This is a genomic window from Citrobacter sp. W9 (assembly GCF_026719375.1).
GTDB lineage: Bacteria > Pseudomonadota > Gammaproteobacteria > Enterobacterales > Enterobacteriaceae > Citrobacter > Citrobacter werkmanii.
Map to the genome: position 1 here is coordinate 1 of NZ_JAPPTE010000038.1, position 15,311 is coordinate 15,311.

Annotated in this window: 18 protein-coding genes; 13 read left to right on the forward strand and 5 right to left on the reverse strand. The window is 61.0% G+C overall.

Annotated features, from left to right (window positions below; genetic code table 11):
- Positions 1–179 precede the first annotated feature (179 nt).
- The 4 genes from trbF to OOJ59_RS26945 are packed head-to-tail and all read left to right on the forward strand — an operon-like array spanning position 180 to position 2,963.
- Positions 180–461 (forward strand): conjugal transfer protein TrbF, encoded by a 282-nt coding sequence (gene trbF, locus OOJ59_RS26930; RefSeq protein WP_018716215.1) that lies wholly within the window; start codon positions 180–182, stop codon positions 459–461.
- Positions 458–1,507, forward strand: coding sequence for a P-type conjugative transfer protein TrbG (gene trbG, locus OOJ59_RS26935; RefSeq protein ID WP_011191356.1), 1,050 nt, complete (start codon positions 458–460; stop codon positions 1,505–1,507). Before trbF ends, trbG begins: the two co-directional genes overlap by 4 nt.
- Positions 1,504–2,724 carry a TrbI/VirB10 family protein gene (locus OOJ59_RS26940; protein ID WP_011191355.1) on the forward strand — a complete coding sequence of 407 codons (1,221 nt, stop codon included), beginning with the start codon at positions 1,504–1,506 and terminating at the stop codon, positions 2,722–2,724. Before trbG ends, OOJ59_RS26940 begins: the two co-directional genes overlap by 4 nt.
- A gap of 2 nt (positions 2,725–2,726) precedes the next feature.
- Entirely contained in the window at positions 2,727–2,963 is a 237-nt protein-coding gene (locus OOJ59_RS26945; protein WP_026227538.1) for a DUF2274 domain-containing protein, read from the forward strand.
- Here OOJ59_RS26945 and OOJ59_RS26950 read toward each other — a convergent pair.
- Positions 2,960–3,856, reverse strand: a complete 897-nt coding sequence (locus tag OOJ59_RS26950; protein WP_011191354.1) for a LysR family transcriptional regulator — start codon at positions 3,854–3,856, stop codon at positions 2,960–2,962. The two genes, OOJ59_RS26945 and OOJ59_RS26950, sit on opposite strands and share 4 nt — an antisense overlap.
- 367 nt (positions 3,857–4,223) lie before the next feature.
- Between OOJ59_RS26950 and OOJ59_RS26955 the strand changes: the two genes are divergently transcribed.
- Together OOJ59_RS26955 and OOJ59_RS26960 are read left to right on the forward strand one after the other, a co-directional pair.
- Positions 4,224–4,646, forward strand: coding sequence for a MarR family winged helix-turn-helix transcriptional regulator (locus OOJ59_RS26955; protein ID WP_223296479.1), 423 nt, complete (start codon positions 4,224–4,226; stop codon positions 4,644–4,646).
- 26 nt (positions 4,647–4,672) lie between these two features.
- A complete protein-coding gene (locus OOJ59_RS26960) occupies positions 4,673–5,632 on the forward strand; it encodes a YeeE/YedE thiosulfate transporter family protein (protein ID WP_004099025.1) in 960 nt (319 codons plus the stop codon).
- Positions 5,633–5,670: 38 nt separating this feature from the next.
- Here the strand turns inward: OOJ59_RS26960 and OOJ59_RS26965 are convergent, their stop codons facing one another.
- Positions 5,671–6,030 carry a DUF6314 family protein gene (locus OOJ59_RS26965; RefSeq protein WP_166479491.1) on the reverse strand — a complete coding sequence of 120 codons (360 nt, stop codon included), beginning with the start codon at positions 6,028–6,030 and terminating at the stop codon, positions 5,671–5,673.
- 297 nt (positions 6,031–6,327) lie between these two features.
- Between OOJ59_RS26965 and OOJ59_RS26970 the strand changes: the two genes are divergently transcribed.
- Together OOJ59_RS26970 and OOJ59_RS26975 are read left to right on the forward strand one after the other, a co-directional pair.
- Entirely contained in the window at positions 6,328–6,816 is a 489-nt protein-coding gene (locus OOJ59_RS26970; protein WP_004099027.1) for a YkgB family protein, read from the forward strand.
- A gap of 557 nt (positions 6,817–7,373) precedes the next feature.
- Positions 7,374–7,868, forward strand: a complete 495-nt coding sequence (locus OOJ59_RS26975) for a MarR family winged helix-turn-helix transcriptional regulator (RefSeq protein WP_004099028.1) — start codon at positions 7,374–7,376, stop codon at positions 7,866–7,868.
- A gap of 396 nt (positions 7,869–8,264) precedes the next feature.
- On the opposite strand, the gene OOJ59_RS26980 is transcribed toward OOJ59_RS26975, so the two are convergent.
- The 3 genes from OOJ59_RS26980 to OOJ59_RS26990 are packed head-to-tail and all read right to left on the reverse strand — an operon-like array spanning position 8,265 to position 11,118.
- Positions 8,265–9,290: a zinc-binding alcohol dehydrogenase family protein gene (locus OOJ59_RS26980; protein ID WP_004357654.1), complete on the reverse strand. Its 1,026-nt coding sequence runs from the start codon at positions 9,288–9,290 to the stop codon at positions 8,265–8,267.
- Positions 9,290–9,979, reverse strand: a complete 690-nt coding sequence (gene msrA / locus OOJ59_RS26985) for a peptide-methionine (S)-S-oxide reductase MsrA (protein ID WP_425267728.1) — start codon at positions 9,977–9,979, stop codon at positions 9,290–9,292. Before msrA (OOJ59_RS26985) ends, OOJ59_RS26980 begins: the two co-directional genes overlap by 1 nt.
- Complete coding sequence (locus tag OOJ59_RS26990; protein ID WP_045269764.1) at positions 9,886–11,118, reverse strand: bifunctional alpha/beta hydrolase/OsmC family protein; 1,233 nt, start codon at positions 11,116–11,118, stop codon at positions 9,886–9,888. The genes msrA (OOJ59_RS26985) and OOJ59_RS26990 overlap by 94 nt, the downstream gene beginning before the upstream one ends.
- Positions 11,119–11,346: 228 nt before the next feature.
- On the opposite strand from OOJ59_RS26990, the gene OOJ59_RS26995 reads away from it, so the two are divergent.
- The 5 genes from OOJ59_RS26995 to OOJ59_RS27015 all read left to right on the forward strand — a co-directional run bounded on the left by OOJ59_RS26995 (position 11,347) and on the right by OOJ59_RS27015 (position 15,154).
- Positions 11,347–12,222 carry a LysR family transcriptional regulator gene (locus OOJ59_RS26995; protein WP_011191349.1) on the forward strand — a complete coding sequence of 292 codons (876 nt, stop codon included), beginning with the start codon at positions 11,347–11,349 and terminating at the stop codon, positions 12,220–12,222.
- 145 nt (positions 12,223–12,367) lie between these two features.
- Positions 12,368–12,811 (forward strand): peptide-methionine (R)-S-oxide reductase MsrB, encoded by a 444-nt coding sequence (gene msrB / locus OOJ59_RS27000; RefSeq protein ID WP_004099035.1) that lies wholly within the window; start codon positions 12,368–12,370, stop codon positions 12,809–12,811.
- 1 nt (position 12,812) lies between these two features.
- Positions 12,813–13,352 carry a peptide-methionine (S)-S-oxide reductase MsrA gene (msrA, locus tag OOJ59_RS27005; RefSeq protein WP_004099036.1) on the forward strand — a complete coding sequence of 180 codons (540 nt, stop codon included), beginning with the start codon at positions 12,813–12,815 and terminating at the stop codon, positions 13,350–13,352.
- Between the two features lie 132 nt (positions 13,353–13,484).
- Complete coding sequence (locus tag OOJ59_RS27010) at positions 13,485–14,189, forward strand: glutathione S-transferase N-terminal domain-containing protein (protein WP_004099038.1); 705 nt, start codon at positions 13,485–13,487, stop codon at positions 14,187–14,189.
- Positions 14,186–15,154, forward strand: coding sequence for a magnesium and cobalt transport protein CorA (locus OOJ59_RS27015; protein WP_045269763.1), 969 nt, complete (start codon positions 14,186–14,188; stop codon positions 15,152–15,154). Before OOJ59_RS27010 ends, OOJ59_RS27015 begins: the two co-directional genes overlap by 4 nt.
- The last annotated feature ends 157 nt before the right edge of the window (positions 15,155–15,311 follow it).

Consider the following 15,311-nt stretch of genomic DNA (forward strand, 5'->3'; position numbering starts at 1 on the left):
TCATCAGGCGCGGAACTCATCAAGGCGCGGGAATAAAATCCCATTCAGACGCCGGATAGATTCAAGCAAGCCAACTTGTCGTCAAAATCGGTGTTGCAAAAACGGGAGTGACCATAGATTCCGTTTTCTGAGACGACCCCTGGCTGCGCGCCTACGACTTCACGACTGACCGCGGCGCCATGGCGCTCAATGACTACGCCCGCTCCAACGACCCCTTTACACGGGTCGGCCGGCAGCAGGTCGCTGTCGACGTCTCCAGCGTCATCCGCGCGTCCCCGGACAGCTTCCGCGTCGCCTGGGTCGAGCGCCGATACGAAAATGGCCAGCTCGCCGAGACCACGCGCTGGACCGCGATCCTGACGATCGTCGTGCAGATCCCCCGAAACGCCGACCGGCTCAGGGCGAACCCGCTCGGCATCTACGTCAACGCCATCAACTGGTCACGGGAGCTTGGGCAATGAAGCCGTATTTCCGTAAAGCCGGAAACCCGGCTTCACACACACACGTACTCCCGGCTCTCCGTAGAGCCGCATTCCCGGTCGTTCTGCTAGCGGCGACCGCGCTCGCGGGCTGCGCGACCACCAATCCGCCGCCGGAGATTTCCTACGACAATGCGGCTCCGGCGGTGCAGACCGTCGATCCACCCGCGCCGGTCACCGTGGTCGAGCTGCCCCGGCCGCTGCCGCTGCCTGGCCAATTGCAGCGTGTGGAGGAGACGCGGCGTGCCCCGGAGCCTTCTAATCCGACCGCTCGCGTCAACCAGGCAAACGAGGCGGCACGAGTCCAGCCGGTGCGCGACGGCTTCATTAACTCGATGCAGGTCTACCCGTGGACTCAAGGGGCGCTTTATCAAGTCTATACCGCCGTCGGGCAGATCACCGACATCGCGCTCCAACCCGGGGAGCAGCTTGTCGGCGCAGGCCCGGTGGCCGCCGGCGACACAGTGCGCTGGATCATCGGCGACACCGAGAGCGGATCGGGGGCAACGCGCCAGATCCACATCCTAGTAAAGCCCACCCGCGCCGACCTGATGACAAACCTCGTCATCAACACCAACATGCGCACCTATCACATGGAGCTGCGCTCGACAGAGCGCACCTATATGGCGTCGGTCTCATGGCAGTATCCGCAAGACCAGCTCATTGCGCTGCGCCGTCAGAACGCCGAGGCGCAGGCGGCCCAGCCGGTGGCGAGCGGCGTCGATCTCGCGAACGTCAACTTCCGCTATGCGATCGAGGGCGACCGTGCGCCGTGGCGGCCGCTGCGCGCCTTCGACGACGGACGCCAGGTCTTTATCGAGTTTCCGCGCGGCATCGGTCAGGGCGAGATGCCGCCACTCTTCGTCGTCGGCCCCGAGGGCAACACCTCTGAGCTCGTGAACTATCGCGTTCGCGGCCACCACATGATCGTTGATCGTCTGTTCGCGGCTGCCGAACTTCGCTTCGGCTCCGGCCGCGAGCAGAAGCGCGTCAGGATCGTCCGCACAGACGGGAGGCCGACCTCGTGAGCGAGAACCCGCCCCGGATTGAGGAAGTGCCGGACGACGATGCGCAGCCCCTGACCGGCGAGCCGGTCGGGCCTGCGCCGATGCGGCTGCGGGCCGAACCGCCCCGCGTCACCCGGTTGTCGCGGAAGGTTCTCGCCGGCCTCGGTCTTGTCGCCAGCGTCGGGCTCGGAGGTGCGCTGATCTACGCGCTTCAGACCCGCGACGCCGGTCGGCCGAACGACGAACTCTATTCGACCGAGAACCGCTCGACCGCTGACGGACTGGCCGGCCTGCCGCGAGATTACAGTGGCGTGCCACAGCTCGGTCCCCCTCTTCCCGGTGACCTCGGCCGGCCGATCCTTAGTACCCAGGATCGCGGACAGCCGGTGCCCACACCCGGGACGGCCACGCCCAATCCCGGCATCAGCCCGGAAGAGCAGCGCCGCCTTCAGGAAATCGAGACCGCGCGCACCAGCCGTCTCTTCTCCGGATCGGAAAGCCGGGGCACACCCGCTGCTGCGGGAGCTGCCCCAGCGCTCGCGCCGGTGCCGGATTTGGCGAGCATTGGCCTCGCTCCGCCGCCCGCCACGCCCTCGGCGCAGGACCGGCAGAACGCGTTTCTGAACGCCGCGGCCGATCGCAGGACGGTTGCGCCCGATCGCGTCGCTGCGCCAGTATCGCCGAACGTCCTTCAGGCGGGAGCAGTGATATCCGCGGCGCTGATCACCGGCATCCGATCCGATCTACCCGGCCAGATCACCGCGCAGGTCACCGAAAACATCTACGACAGCCCAACCGGCCGTATCTTGCTTGTGCCGCAAGGCACTCGTGTGGTCGGGCAGTACGACAACAACGTGCAGTTCGGCCAGAGCCGAGTCCTGCTCGTCTGGACTCGGCTCGTCTTCCCGAACGGGCGCTCGATCGTTCTCGAGCGCCAGCCTGGTGCTGACGCTGAAGGGTTCGCCGGGCTGCAGGATGGCGTCGATTACCATTGGTGGGATCTGGCCAAGGCTGCGGGATTGTCGACACTGCTGAGCGTCGGCGCCGAACTCGCGGTCGACAACGACGATCAGCTCGTTCAGGCGATCCGGAACGGTGGGCAGGACACCATCAACGACGCAGGGCAGCAGATTGTGAGGCGTCAGCTCAACGTCGCGCCCACGATCACTATTCGGCCCGGATTTCCCGTGCGCGTTCTCGTGACGCGAGACTTGGTACTGGAGCCATATGGAGGGTGATGATGTCGAAGCTTAAGCTAGGCCCCATCGCGGACGACAAGCCGCTTAAGGTACAGGTCGAGCTACCTGCAGCTCTCCACCAGGACCTTGTTGACTACGCCCACCTATTGGGCCGAGAGCAAGGTCAGTCCGCTGTTGACCCAGCTCGGTTAATCGTCCCGATGTTACAACGGTTCATCGCGACAGACCGTGGCTTCGCCAAAGCCAGGCGAACGTTGACGCCGGGGAGCGCCGATTAATCCGTGGTCCCCGCTCTAGAGGGGGTGTCGAAACACTTCAGCAGCAGCGGCAGAGTCGGGTTGTCGTTGTCACTGGAAGAAATTATAGCGGCCGTCGGCGCCCGCGCCGATGGGAGCGGGATCAACGCGATATCCGGCCGGTAGATCACGCTGGTGATGGTCAAGCCGAAGCCCTGTTCGACCATCGTCAGCAGGGTTTCTCGGCTGACTTGTTGGATCGAGAGTTGAACCGCTCCGTCTCCGGCGCCCACCATGCGCCGGAGTATGCCAGCGAGCTCACGCCCAGCGCCATCCGAGCGAACGAGGAAGACTTCGTCACAAACGTCCTCCCACGACAGCTGTGGCCGTGCTGCCAACTCGTGAAGCGGGGACAATGCCACGAACAGATCTGGTTCGCAGAGACGTCGAACTTGGAACTGAGGGCTCTTGCTCGCACTCAGGCTGATTGCTGCGTCCAGTAATCCGCGCTTCACCCCCAAAGTGTTTTCTTCTGAAGTGCCTTCCTCAAGCTTTACCTCGATCGTCGGATGTCTATTTCTGAATGCCGAGAGAATGTTGATGATCGGGCACGCCGGGAACGCTTCAAGCATTCCAAACCTCACGAGCCCGGTCTTGAGTTTCCGCGCGGAGCGGATCTCCGTTGCGGCGTTACGAAGGTAGCGCGCTCCCACCACCGCTTGTTGAAGGAAGCGCTCACCTTCTGGAGTCAGCCCTGCCCCCGCTCGCGTACGCTTGAAGAGAGAAAAGCCAAGTTGGCGCTCAAACAGCTGCACACGTCGGCTGACGGTGGATTGCGATATCGATAGGCGCTCCGCCGCTCGGCGGAAGCTGCCGGCCTCGGCGACCTGAACGGCGTACTTCAGGTATCGGAGATCAAGAGTCAGGTCGGGCATGAGACCCGTCCGATCATACCGGCGGTCTCATCGGCGAACCGCCTGCGCCCGGTGAGCGGCACCCATGCACGTCCACTTTCATCGAGCCCACCCCCGCTAGCGCCTGGGGAACGAGCACGTCCGTTGATCTCAGATGTGGAATCCGAGCTGAGCCCCTCAATGAGCATGACCATGTCCGAATCTGTCATAGATGCATGCGGCGGTCATACATTTTCACACGCTTGAAGTCTATGCGCGAAGCATATATTCTTGCGGTATGGAGCCTGAGGTCGCCAAGTACCATTTAGGTGCACTCGCGTTGGCCGTTGCAGACAGCATCGCCAGTGTCTCGGCCTCGTTTTCACCAAGCGGCCCGGGGACCGCCGTGATGGTGTTACTCAGCATGGAGCCCGGACTGCCGATCAGCGTTTTGGCTACCTCGATCGGGCTTTCTCATGCCGGGACGGTGCGATTGATCGATAGGCTCGAGCGCGAACAGTTGGTGGAACGACGAAGACAAATCACCGACAGGCGGGCGCGCTTCATTCACCTCACCAATTCGGGGAAGAAGATAACGGACGCCTTGCTCAAGGCACGGGAGCAGGTGATCTCCGAATGTATTTCGCCCCTGTCGCCCAATGACCTCGACATTCTAGGCATGCTGTCGGAGCGGCTCCTTGTGGCAAACGGCTTCGACAAAGATGGCTCGGTCAGCCTTTGCCATCTGTGCGGCTACAGCAGGATCGCGCCTTCCCGTGGTAAAGCTAAGCCGGGGCGCTCGCCACGCTGGAACGTCGCATCAGAAGGCTGACGATATGATCAGGCAGGCTTGAAATAATGGGATCGTTTGCGCTCGAACTTCTTCTATGCGTACTTGCCTTCGGGTTCGGATATGCGGCGAACCAAGGCGGAACCTGTTTAGTGGTGGCCGCTCATGAGTTACACAGAAGACAGCCGCCGAAAATGTTCGTCGGATTTCTCGCAGCGTCGGCAGCGGCAGGCCTGGTTGCGGTCCCGATAGTCTGGACGGGAACACTGGGCGCAACACTCGCACCCTCGACCAGCATCAATTTCCTCCTGCTCATCGGCGCCATCGCCTTCGGCCTCGGCGCACTCATTAATGACACATGCCTGCTCGGATCGCTGGCGCGGCTTGGGGATGGGGAGATGCGACTTCTAGCTCTACCCTTGGGATTAACGATTGGTATCTTGGCTGCCGACCATGGCAGGTTCGGCTACGATTCAACATGGCCAAGCTTAATCTCCAAACCGAGCGCAACAGGCCTCGTTACTCTCCTAGCCTTCCTAGTTGTGCTCGTGCTGGCACTCGTTTTCGTTTCCACGAAGAGCGTTCTGCGAACAAAGCCGGGTTGGTCGTTCGGCGCTTCGATGATTGGACTCGGTATCACTGGCGGACTTCTATATGCACTCTCGCCGGCCTGGACCTTCGCAGACGTGATTCAACGCGCCCTTCCTCTCAGAATGTCCCCGGCCGGCGAGGTCGCGCTCACTGCGGTGATCTCTTCGATCGCAGGCGCCCTAACCGCCTCCTTTCGCCAAGGCAATCTGCGTCTCCAACTGCCGACAGCCAATGGCATTCTGCGATCTGTCGTCGGCGGCACATTGATGGGTATCGGCATCGCGCTCATACCCGGCGGGAATGATGGGTTGATCCTCGCAGCGGTTCCGACTCTTTCACCTGGTGGGATAGTCGCCTACCTTCTGATGACGACGACAATCGTCTTCGGATTTGCAGCGCGTGGTAAGTTATTCCGGCGCTGCCTTTCACGGCCATGATAAGGGCAACAGAGGACTTGCCCTCCTGACATGAGCATTTATCCCGACCGGGAATATCGGCTGACTAGCTCGTATGCCTTTGCAGGCCCTTGGACCATGATGACCACTTCAAAGGCCGCCGGCCCCAGAATCCTGTAGGTTGCATGGTAGGTGTCGTCTCCGCAGGCATAGACGCCACTCGCTTCCAACCCGGTATCCGTCCGCGAGAAACTCAAGCTGAGGAACTGCGTCCCGATATGAGGTCCGTCTGCGAACTCGACGACAACACTGTCCTCGCTCAAGCGATAGCGATACTGCCGGCACGCGGAGAATACTCTGCCATCTGCCAGTGAGAGAATGCCGCTCTCTCGATAAGCGAGCGCGCCTTCGCCGATCGCTGCTACGATTTCGGTGGGCATGGTTATCTCGTCCAGGGCCGCGTCCATCCGTACAGGCTGGACGTTTGCCAACGGGCTATAGGCCCACCCGGAGCGCCAGCCCCATCAAGTCAAAATCCCGCAAAGGTCGCGCGTTTGCTGGGTAAAGGCATCGCCGATGAGGATGGCTTCGTGAGGCAGCGAAGCGCGAGCCAGCCGCTCGACATATCTCGCTTATTAGTATATGGTATATGCGTCGCGCATATACTGCAACGCCTGCCCGAAGCACGTAGACGACGTTCGTGACGTTCCCACGGGACCACTGTTGAGGAATTTTAGATGAGCATTTTCGACCGTTATGAATTTCTTGTCCCCGAGCACGGTCGGAGGGATCTTGGCCTGCTTAGATGGGCTCTCGTGATCGTATTTCTGTGGTTCGGCGCGATGAAGTTCACAGCGTACGAGGCCTATGGTATCGCCCCGTTTATCGAACACAGCCCGATCATGAATTGGCTCGGCATGTTCGGGACGCAGGGGCAAAGCTATTTCATCGGCGTTATCGAGTTATCGACCGGTCTCGTTCTGATCCTTGGTGCATTTCGTCCACTCTTCTCTGCGCTAGGCGCACTAATGTCAGCAGCGACCTATCTGATCACGCTGACCTTTTTCATCACCACTCCAGGTGTCGCGGAGCAGACTGCCGGCGGCTTTCCTGCGATTTCGGCTGCACCAGGGCAGTTTCTACTGAAGGACGCAGTTCTGCTAGCGGCGTCCCTCGTGCTGCTGCGTGCTTCGGTCCGCCACAGAGGGGCGCTTGTGCTCTCGTGACTGTGGTCCTCTCGTGACGGCGGGCGTGCAAATCCTGCAGAACCTCCGCGGGGCATGGATGCTCCGTCGCGATATCGAGCCCGGAGGCGCTCAGCTGCATGGCGACGCGGTCTTCGCCCGTTTCGCCGCAATCCCCGACGTCGTGGAGCACGGACTGTTCCTCAATGGGATTGATACAATCGTGATCGCGCGCGGTGACACGATGGAAGTGCGACGCCGGGGGCAAGCTAGGTCTCGCTGATCTGCACCTGCGCGGCCTGGATGACAGCGCTGACGCGGAGTGATTCTCGGGCGCGACCTACGGCGATTCCGAGCGAAAAGGCTTGCCCTATAGCCGCCAGGTATCAACGGTTCCGCGGCCTTAACGAGCCGGACCCGTTTTTTTCGGCGCGCTCGATCAGTCGAAATCCTCCGAAACCCTTCTAAAACAGGACATTTTCCACAAGCCGCGCGGAGGAAGAGGACCACGGTATGGCTTGCTGTCTATGCTCCGCGCACATATAGATGTGGCAATGGATGGACCTCGAGATCGAAACATTTTCGGGGCGTTCGCACTCATGATCAGCGACGACATCGTTCGCGCTAGTTCATCGCGGGCGCCGGAAGCTGGACCCGCCGCCTCAGCGCTGGCGTTGCTCGCGCACAAGCCCGGGCTCTCGATCCGTATGCTTGCGATCGGGGTGGGCCTTTCACATGCTGGAACTGTTCGCCTGGTGGATAGATTGGTAAGCGAGGGATTGATCGAGCGTAGGGAGCATTCGACAGACGGGCGCGCGCGATCCCTCTATCTTACTCCAACTGGCAAGGTCGCGAGCGACGAGGTCCTGGCCTCGCGCGATCAAGTGATTGCCGAAGGGCTATCGATCCTTAATCCAGACGAACTGAAAACCTTATCGGACATCGCTGAACGCGTTCTCCGAAATCGCTTGGAAAACCTCGAGCAGTCATACCGCATCTGCCGCTTGTGCTGCTACGAGGGCTGCACGAACTGCCCCGTCGATGCCGAATTGCATGAGCGAGGTGTGGACCGCGAGAAGAACGACGACGCGTAGGAGACTCGCAATTGCGGCAGCTCAACGCTGCTCAGATGGCGGGGCTTCATAATGTCAGCGAGCCTACCATCAGCCGCATTCTTTTGGCTACGCGTCAAGCCGGCCGATCGGGCATGGCGGTCTCATTCTAATATGTCGGTGATCGCCCCACTTTTAGCCGCTCAATTGATCGGAACGCGGTTTCGGAAGCGGCCGTTCAAACCACTCGCTGCATTCCCATTTCTCTATGTCCGATAGGTAGTTTCGGGGAAAAGCAGTCGGGAACAGGTTTCGGGAACGCATGCTCCGGCAGGAGCGCAGCGCGCGTCCCACACGCGTTTTCCCGGTAGAGCTTCCCAATCGGCAAAGTGCGGGCCACCTCAGACTGCGAACGCGAAAAACCGCCTGGCTGGTCACTCAAGGCAGGGTAACGACGATTTTCGCTGCGGATACACCCGCCTTCAGGGCTTCCAAGGCAGCCTGGAGCATTTCAAGGCCCTGGCCCACGATCTTCGCCGGAGGGGCGGGGACGAACGTGCGCGCCGCGAGAGCCTGCGGCAGGAATTCGCGGTAGATCATTGGACCAACCTCGTCATCCTTGAGGCTCGTCCCGGAGATGTGCGTCGCCTCGACTCCAAATGAACGCTCGTCGGGCGGGGCCAGCGTCGCTGCCACCCGGCGCGAGCCCTCGCATCTCGCAACTACGGCAAAACAGTCTTTCATGTGACCGGTCGCGTGAAGCGTTCCAGCGAGACTGCGCCCGCGCATTGCCTCAATCACGTCTTCCACGATGGCTGGACTCGAGTGGTCAAGAACCTCGCTTGCACCCAGCTCCTTCAACAGGCCGACGTTGCGCGCCGAAGCGGTGGCGACGCACCTGTAGCCCGACGCCACCGCGAGCTGGATGGCGTTGCAGCCAACGCTCGACGATCCACCCCAGACCAGAACGACCTCTGGACGCGCGGTCGGCGAGTGTAACGGTGGCGCGAGAGCCAACTGTGTCCGTCCGTAGAGCCCGCTTGCGGCGGTGCCAAGGCCAAGCGGGAGGACTGCCGCATCAGCGAAGGCAATGTTGTTGGGGATCGGCGCCGCCATGTGGTCCAGCACGATCGTGTGGTGCTGGAACGCACCCTGCGCAGGTTGATTTACGGTTGTCCCGACCGCCTGTCCGATGACTCGATCGCCGACCTTGAACCGCTCGACCGCGCCACCGACCGCCGCGACCTCACCGGAGACGTCGCTGCCGAGAATCGCGGGATAGTCGAGCCATGGCAAAAGCGCGACGTCCTGCAGAATCCAGTCGAGTGGGTTGATCGCGATGGCCGCGTTGCGGATCAATATCTCGTTCGCCGCCAGATGCGGCAGAGCGGTGACACCGATCCTCAGTGGCTGCCCCGGCGCTTTCTGCCAGGCGGCCTGATTAGTCACGGTTTCGGTCATCATCAACTCTTTCTGTCAAGTATTACAGCTGGGCGTTCGTCTGAGCGGTCCAACCGCCAGGTCGGGCGCACGAAGTGGCAGCTATAGCCCCCAGGATAGCGCACCAGGTATTCTTGGTGCTCTGGCTCCGCCTCCCAAAAGGGTTCTTCTGGGTTGATCTCCGACACGACCGGGCCAGGCCAGCTTCCTGATGCCTCGATTTCCGCGATGGTTGTGAGGGCGACTTCCTTCTGCACTTCGGTGGTGTAGAAAATCGCCGATCGATAGCTCGGACCGACATCGCTGCCTTGTTGCTCGTAGGTCGTGGGGTCATGTATCTGGAAGAAGAGTTCCAAGAGCGAGCGATAGGCGAGAACGGAAGGGTCGAAGGTCACTTCCACTGCTTCCGCATGGCCGTAATGTCTCGCGTAGGTCGGATCAGGCATTTCTCCGCCTGTGTAACCGACACGCGTCGAAATGACTCCCCTGGCTCGGCGCAGCAAATCCTCCATGCCCCAGAAGCAGCCGCCTGCGAGAATTGCTCGCTCTGTCGCGGCCGCCCTATTGCCGGTAGGCGATTGGCTCACAGTCCGTTCGCCCTCCTCCGTGTGCGCCACGGTCAAGCCAGCCTCGCGGGATCCGCAGCCTGACTGGCGCTCAAGAGCTCGGTCTGCACGTCCGAACCCCGGATGAGACTCAGATCGACGGGACACCGATCAGCGATCGCGAGGATCCGAGCGCGCTGATCATCACTCAGCGGCCCATCGAGGACAATGGTGCGGGTGAACCGGTCGGGTGGCATCATGTCCGGCACCTTCTCGTGCTGCACGGTCGTGCTCGCCCGTTCGAGCGGAAAGCCCTTGCGGTTCGCATAGAGACGCATCGTCATCACCGTGCAGGCTGCGAGGCCGGCAGATACGAGTTCGTAGGGAGATAGTCCGGTCCCGAGGCCACCGACCGATGCTGGCTCGTCGGCGAACAGAGTGTGCTCGCCGCTGCGGACCTTGAGCTGGAACGTCCCTGCAAGAGTTTCGGTGGCGACGACGCCCTCCGCAACCTCGATCTGCGGAAGATCCGCGCTGAGTGGTGGGAGAAAGCGGCTCGCCCAAACCGCCACCATGGCCGCGGCGTAGTTCGCGTCCGCGACGTCGGTGAGAAGGTGATCCGCGTTGTCGAGCGAGATGAAGCTTTTAGGGTGCCTGGACGCGACGAAGATGCGCGACGCGTGGTCGATGCCGACCACCTGATCCAGCGGAGAGTGCATGACCAGCACCGGCCGTCGCAGGGAGGCAATGGCCTTCTCGACGTCGATCCCCTCAACCGCCTCAAGGAACCCTCGGCGAATGAGGAAGGGCCTACCGGCAATCTCCACCGAGGCCTCGCCCTCGCTCGCGATGGTGTCCAGATCATTCGGTCCGAAGAGGCGCAAGATATGCTGAAGGTCGGCCGGCGCACCAATCGTCGCTACCGCCGCAATATCAGGCATGTCGGCGGCGGCTACGATCGCAGCGGTGCCACCCAGGCTGTGCCCGACGAGGAGGGACGGTGACATGCCCGCCGCCGCCATCGCATTTGCGGCGGCCCGAAGGTCCTCGACGTCCGACGCGAAGTTCACAGGTTCTCCCGTCCCACCGCCGATCCCGGTCCCGGCGAAATCGAACCTCAAGACCCCGATGCCCGCACGCGACAGCGCGCGCGAGATGTGAACAGCGGCGCGACTGTCTTTCCCGCACGTGAAGCAGTGGGCGAAGATCGCCCAGCCCCGCGGCGTCCCTTCCGGCGGTTCGAGGTGCCCGGACAGCGGAGAGCCAGCCCCACTGACAAACGTAAATGATCTTCCTGCCATGTCCATCAAACCTCCAGCACGCGGCTTGGCGGTTGCGCTCTCAGAACCTTCGACGGAGCTGAGCGGAGCGCACCGCCAACCGGTAATCGTCATCTCAGGCTATCATTTATATGTCTGGCGCATATAGACAAGCCCCTATATCATGATTATATGCGCCAAGCATACTTCTGCGACCTGCGTTCCAAAGGCGGTCTCACGGAAGAGGTATCAGTCAGGCGCGTGGGCCAAAGGACTATGGAACTCAATCAAGTCAGCTATTTCATCAACTTGGCCGAGACGCTGAATTTCACAGCGGCCGCTCGCTTGAGCGGTGTGTCACAGCCAAGTCTGACCCGCGCGATCCGCCGCTTGGAAGATGAGCTTGGCGGGCCGCTGATCTATCGCGACGGGAAGAACAGCCGCCTGACTGGCCTTGGCCATGACGTCGAGGCAGAATTCCGGCGCATGGTGGTCGCGATGAAGAGCGTTCGCAATCACTCGGAGCACTGGGCGATGGGGGGGCACCGCGTGCTGGATGTCGCCGTCGCGCCCACCGTCGGACCAAAGGAATTTACGGCATTCTTCGAGAGCGCATTGGCGGAGATGCCATCCATCGAAATCAAGCTGCACTCGCTCCAGTCGAACGAGGACACATCGGAGGTGCTTTCAGGAAAATACCACGCGTGCATCATGCCGCGTGAAACAAGACCGGAACGCAAGCTGGATGTGCATCCTCTATTTCGGGAGCGCTTCGTGCTCGGCTGTTCTGCAAACCATCCCTTGGCTGCCAACGAGATCGTGCGCGGCGAAGACCTGCTCGAGTTTCCTTTCGTCGATCGCCTGAAATGCGAGTTTCGCGATCGGATCCTCGATCACTTCGCGCGACGGGACTTGCTCATGCGACCTCGCTTTCGATCAGATCGCGAGGACTGGGTGCAACGGGTCGTCGCTGACGGCCACGCCATATGCATTCTTCCGGAACGATCGCCGACCGTGCAAGGCCTCGTCACTCGGCCGATCGACGGATTTGTCTTGGAGCGCGAAGTCGTGATCGCGACAGTATCCGGCTCCACGGCAACGGTCGAGATACGGAACATCGCGCAGCTGGCAGCCCGGTATGAGTGGAACTGAATCACGACGTGAAGAGCTTCGGCGCTATGGAAACTATACGCGCAGCGTATTGGATAAATCTGGGGCGCATGCTATAGTCGGCGCAATGACTGCAAAGATAAATGACAGTGTGTCGAGCTCTCTAGATTAATTATTGGAGACTATCATGAAGTTTGAGAAGTCACAGGCAGCAGTTGACCGCCTGACCCCCGAGCAACGCCGGATTACCCAGGATTCGGGGACCGAAAGGCCCTTCACGGGTGAGCACAACGACAACAAGGAGCCTGGCATCTACGTCGACATAGTGTCGGGAGAGCCGCTGTTCGCTTCAACGGACAAGTTCGATTCGGGTACTGGCTGGCCCAGCTTCACCAAGCCGATCGTTCCGGCAAACGTGAACGAGGTGCGGGACAGTGCACACGGCATGGTCCGGACGGAGGTCAGGTCGGTACACGCCGACAGCCATCTGGGCCACGTTTTCCCGGACGGTCCTTCCGACCGCGGCGGTCTGCGCTACTGCATCAACTCTGCGTCCCTTCGCTTCATCCCGCGCGACGAGATGGAGTCCGAGGGATACGGTGAATATCTCGATCAAGTAGAGGAGGCTTAACATGCATCAGCGCGCTGTTCTCGCAGGAGGATGTTTCTGGGGCATGCAGGATCTGATCCGCAAGCGGCCCGGCATCATCTCGACCCGTGTGGGTTACACGGGCGGCGATATTCCGAACGCCACGTATCGTAATCACGGCACGCATGCCGAGGGGATCGAGATTGTCTTCGACCCGACAGTGACGAGCTACCGGCACATCCTGGAATTCTTCTTCCAGATCCACGATCCGACGACGCTGAACCGCCAGGGCAATGATCGTGGGCTCTCCTACCGGTCGGGCATCTATTATGTCGACGAGGAGCAGAAGCGCGTCGCCGAGGATACGATCGCCGATGTGGATGCCTCGGGGCTGTGGGATGGCAAAGTGGTGACCGAGGTCCAGCCGGTCGGCGAGTTCTGGGAGGCCGAGCCCGATCACCAGGATTATCTGGAGAAGCGGCCGGGCGGCTACACCTGCCACTTCGTCCGTCCCGACTGGGTTCTTCCAAAGCGGCATGAGGCCGGCGATGTGAGCCCTGCGGCCGGGGCTGCAGCGGAATAGGCTTCGCTGCCGTTAGTGCCGCGCCGATCCGGTTCGCAACCTCCGACGACCGCGTCAATCGACGCGGTCGTCGAACCCGGCCTTGAAGCAGATCATTCCATTCAGCCGCCGTCGCAGTGCCAGGATCCAGATATGACAGACCTCTCCTCCTTTCCCATCACGCAGCGCTGGCCAGCATCTTATCCGGATCGCTTGCAACTATACGCGGCCCCCACGCCCAACGGCGTCAAGGTCTCGATGATGCTGGAGGAGACTGGCCTGCCGTATGAGCCCCACTTCGTCGACATCTCGAACAACGAGTCGAAGGATCCAGCGTTCGTGTCGTTGAATCCCAACGGCCGCATACCCGCGATCATCGATCCGGCTGGCCCTGACGGCCAGCCCATTGGCATATGGGAAACCGGTGCGATCCTCATCTATCTGGCCGACAAGACGGGGCAGCTCATCTCAACAACACCCGCCCAGCGGTACGAGACTCTGGCCTGGGTGTTCTTTCAGGTGTCGGGCGTTGGGCCGACCTTCGGACAGCTAGGCTTTTTCCTGCGATTTGCCGGCAAGGACTATGAGGACAAGCGACCTCGGCAGCGCTTTGTTGATGAATCCAGGCGTCTTCTCGGGGTCCTGGATCACCGGCTGGAGGGCCGCGAATGGATTGTCGATGATTACTCGATCGCGGACATTGCGACGTTTGGCTGGGTGAATGCGCTGGTCGAATTCTACGCAGCGGGCGACATCCTCGGCCTAAGCAGCTATTCGAACGTGCAGGCATGGCTCGAACGCGGGCTGGCGCGACCGGCTGTACAGCGTGGCCTGCGAATTCCTGCGAGGCCTGCATGACCATTATCGCCGCATATTATTACAACGAAGGTAAGCGAGTCCGTGAAATCAGGCTCGATGAGCACGTCGAACTAAACGAGAATCGCTCGGGCTTCTGCTGGATCGCGCTTAGCGAGCCCACCGCAGACGAACTCAGCGCGATCCAGACGACGTATAACCTCCATCCTTTGGCGATCGACAACGCCATGCACCCGCTGTGCCCGCCCAAGCTCGAGGTCTACAACAATGAGTTGTACGTCGTCGCCCAGACCGCCGAGCTGGTCGGCGACCGGATCAGCTACGGCAAGATGGCGATCTTCACCGGTCACAATCACCTTATCACCGTGCGGCACGGCAATGCCGGAGCGCTGGGCAAACTTCGGGAGCAACTCGAGGCATCGCCGACGCAGTTCGGCAAGGGTGTCGACTATGTGCTGCACGCGATCTTGCACCGAGTGGTCGACCAGTATCTGCCCATCTTCGAAATGATCGAGGACGACGTCCTGGCGATGGAGCGACGGTCGCTGCACGATTTCCTCGGGCCAGAAGAGGTGGCGCGAATCTTCGAACTAAGGTCCGAACTCACGCGGTTCCAGCGCACGCTCGGGGCTATGGCCGAGCTGGTGCGAAAGCTCGTTCGCGGCCACTTTCCCTGCATCAGCGCCGAAATGACACCATATTTCCACGACGTCGCGGACCATGTCCACCGCGTGCAGTCCATGGTCGACGGCCTCCTGCTTGTCCTGTCCACGGTCTTCGAGGCCAGCAGCCTTCTGGAAGCGCAAAGGATCGGTGTGGTCACTCGCCAGCTCGCGGCCTGGGCGGCGATCTTGACGGTCCCGACGGCGATCGCCGGAATATATGGCATGAACTTCAAGCACATGCCGGAACTGGACACGCCATATGGCTACTTCGTCGTGCTCGGAGTGATAGCGGTGTTCTGCCTTCTCCTGTTCATGCGCTTCAAGAAGGCCAAGTGGCTATGAGTAACGCACTTCGCGAGCTTCTCCGTCCGCGGGGTTTGAGAGCCAATGGAACGAAAACGTACGCTAAGAAGTTAATTCATTGTTTAAATTGAAATTTAGTTCTCTCAGTTCCCCCTTCAAAATATCCTCCGGTAGCGTAAACGTATAATGCCCCAGC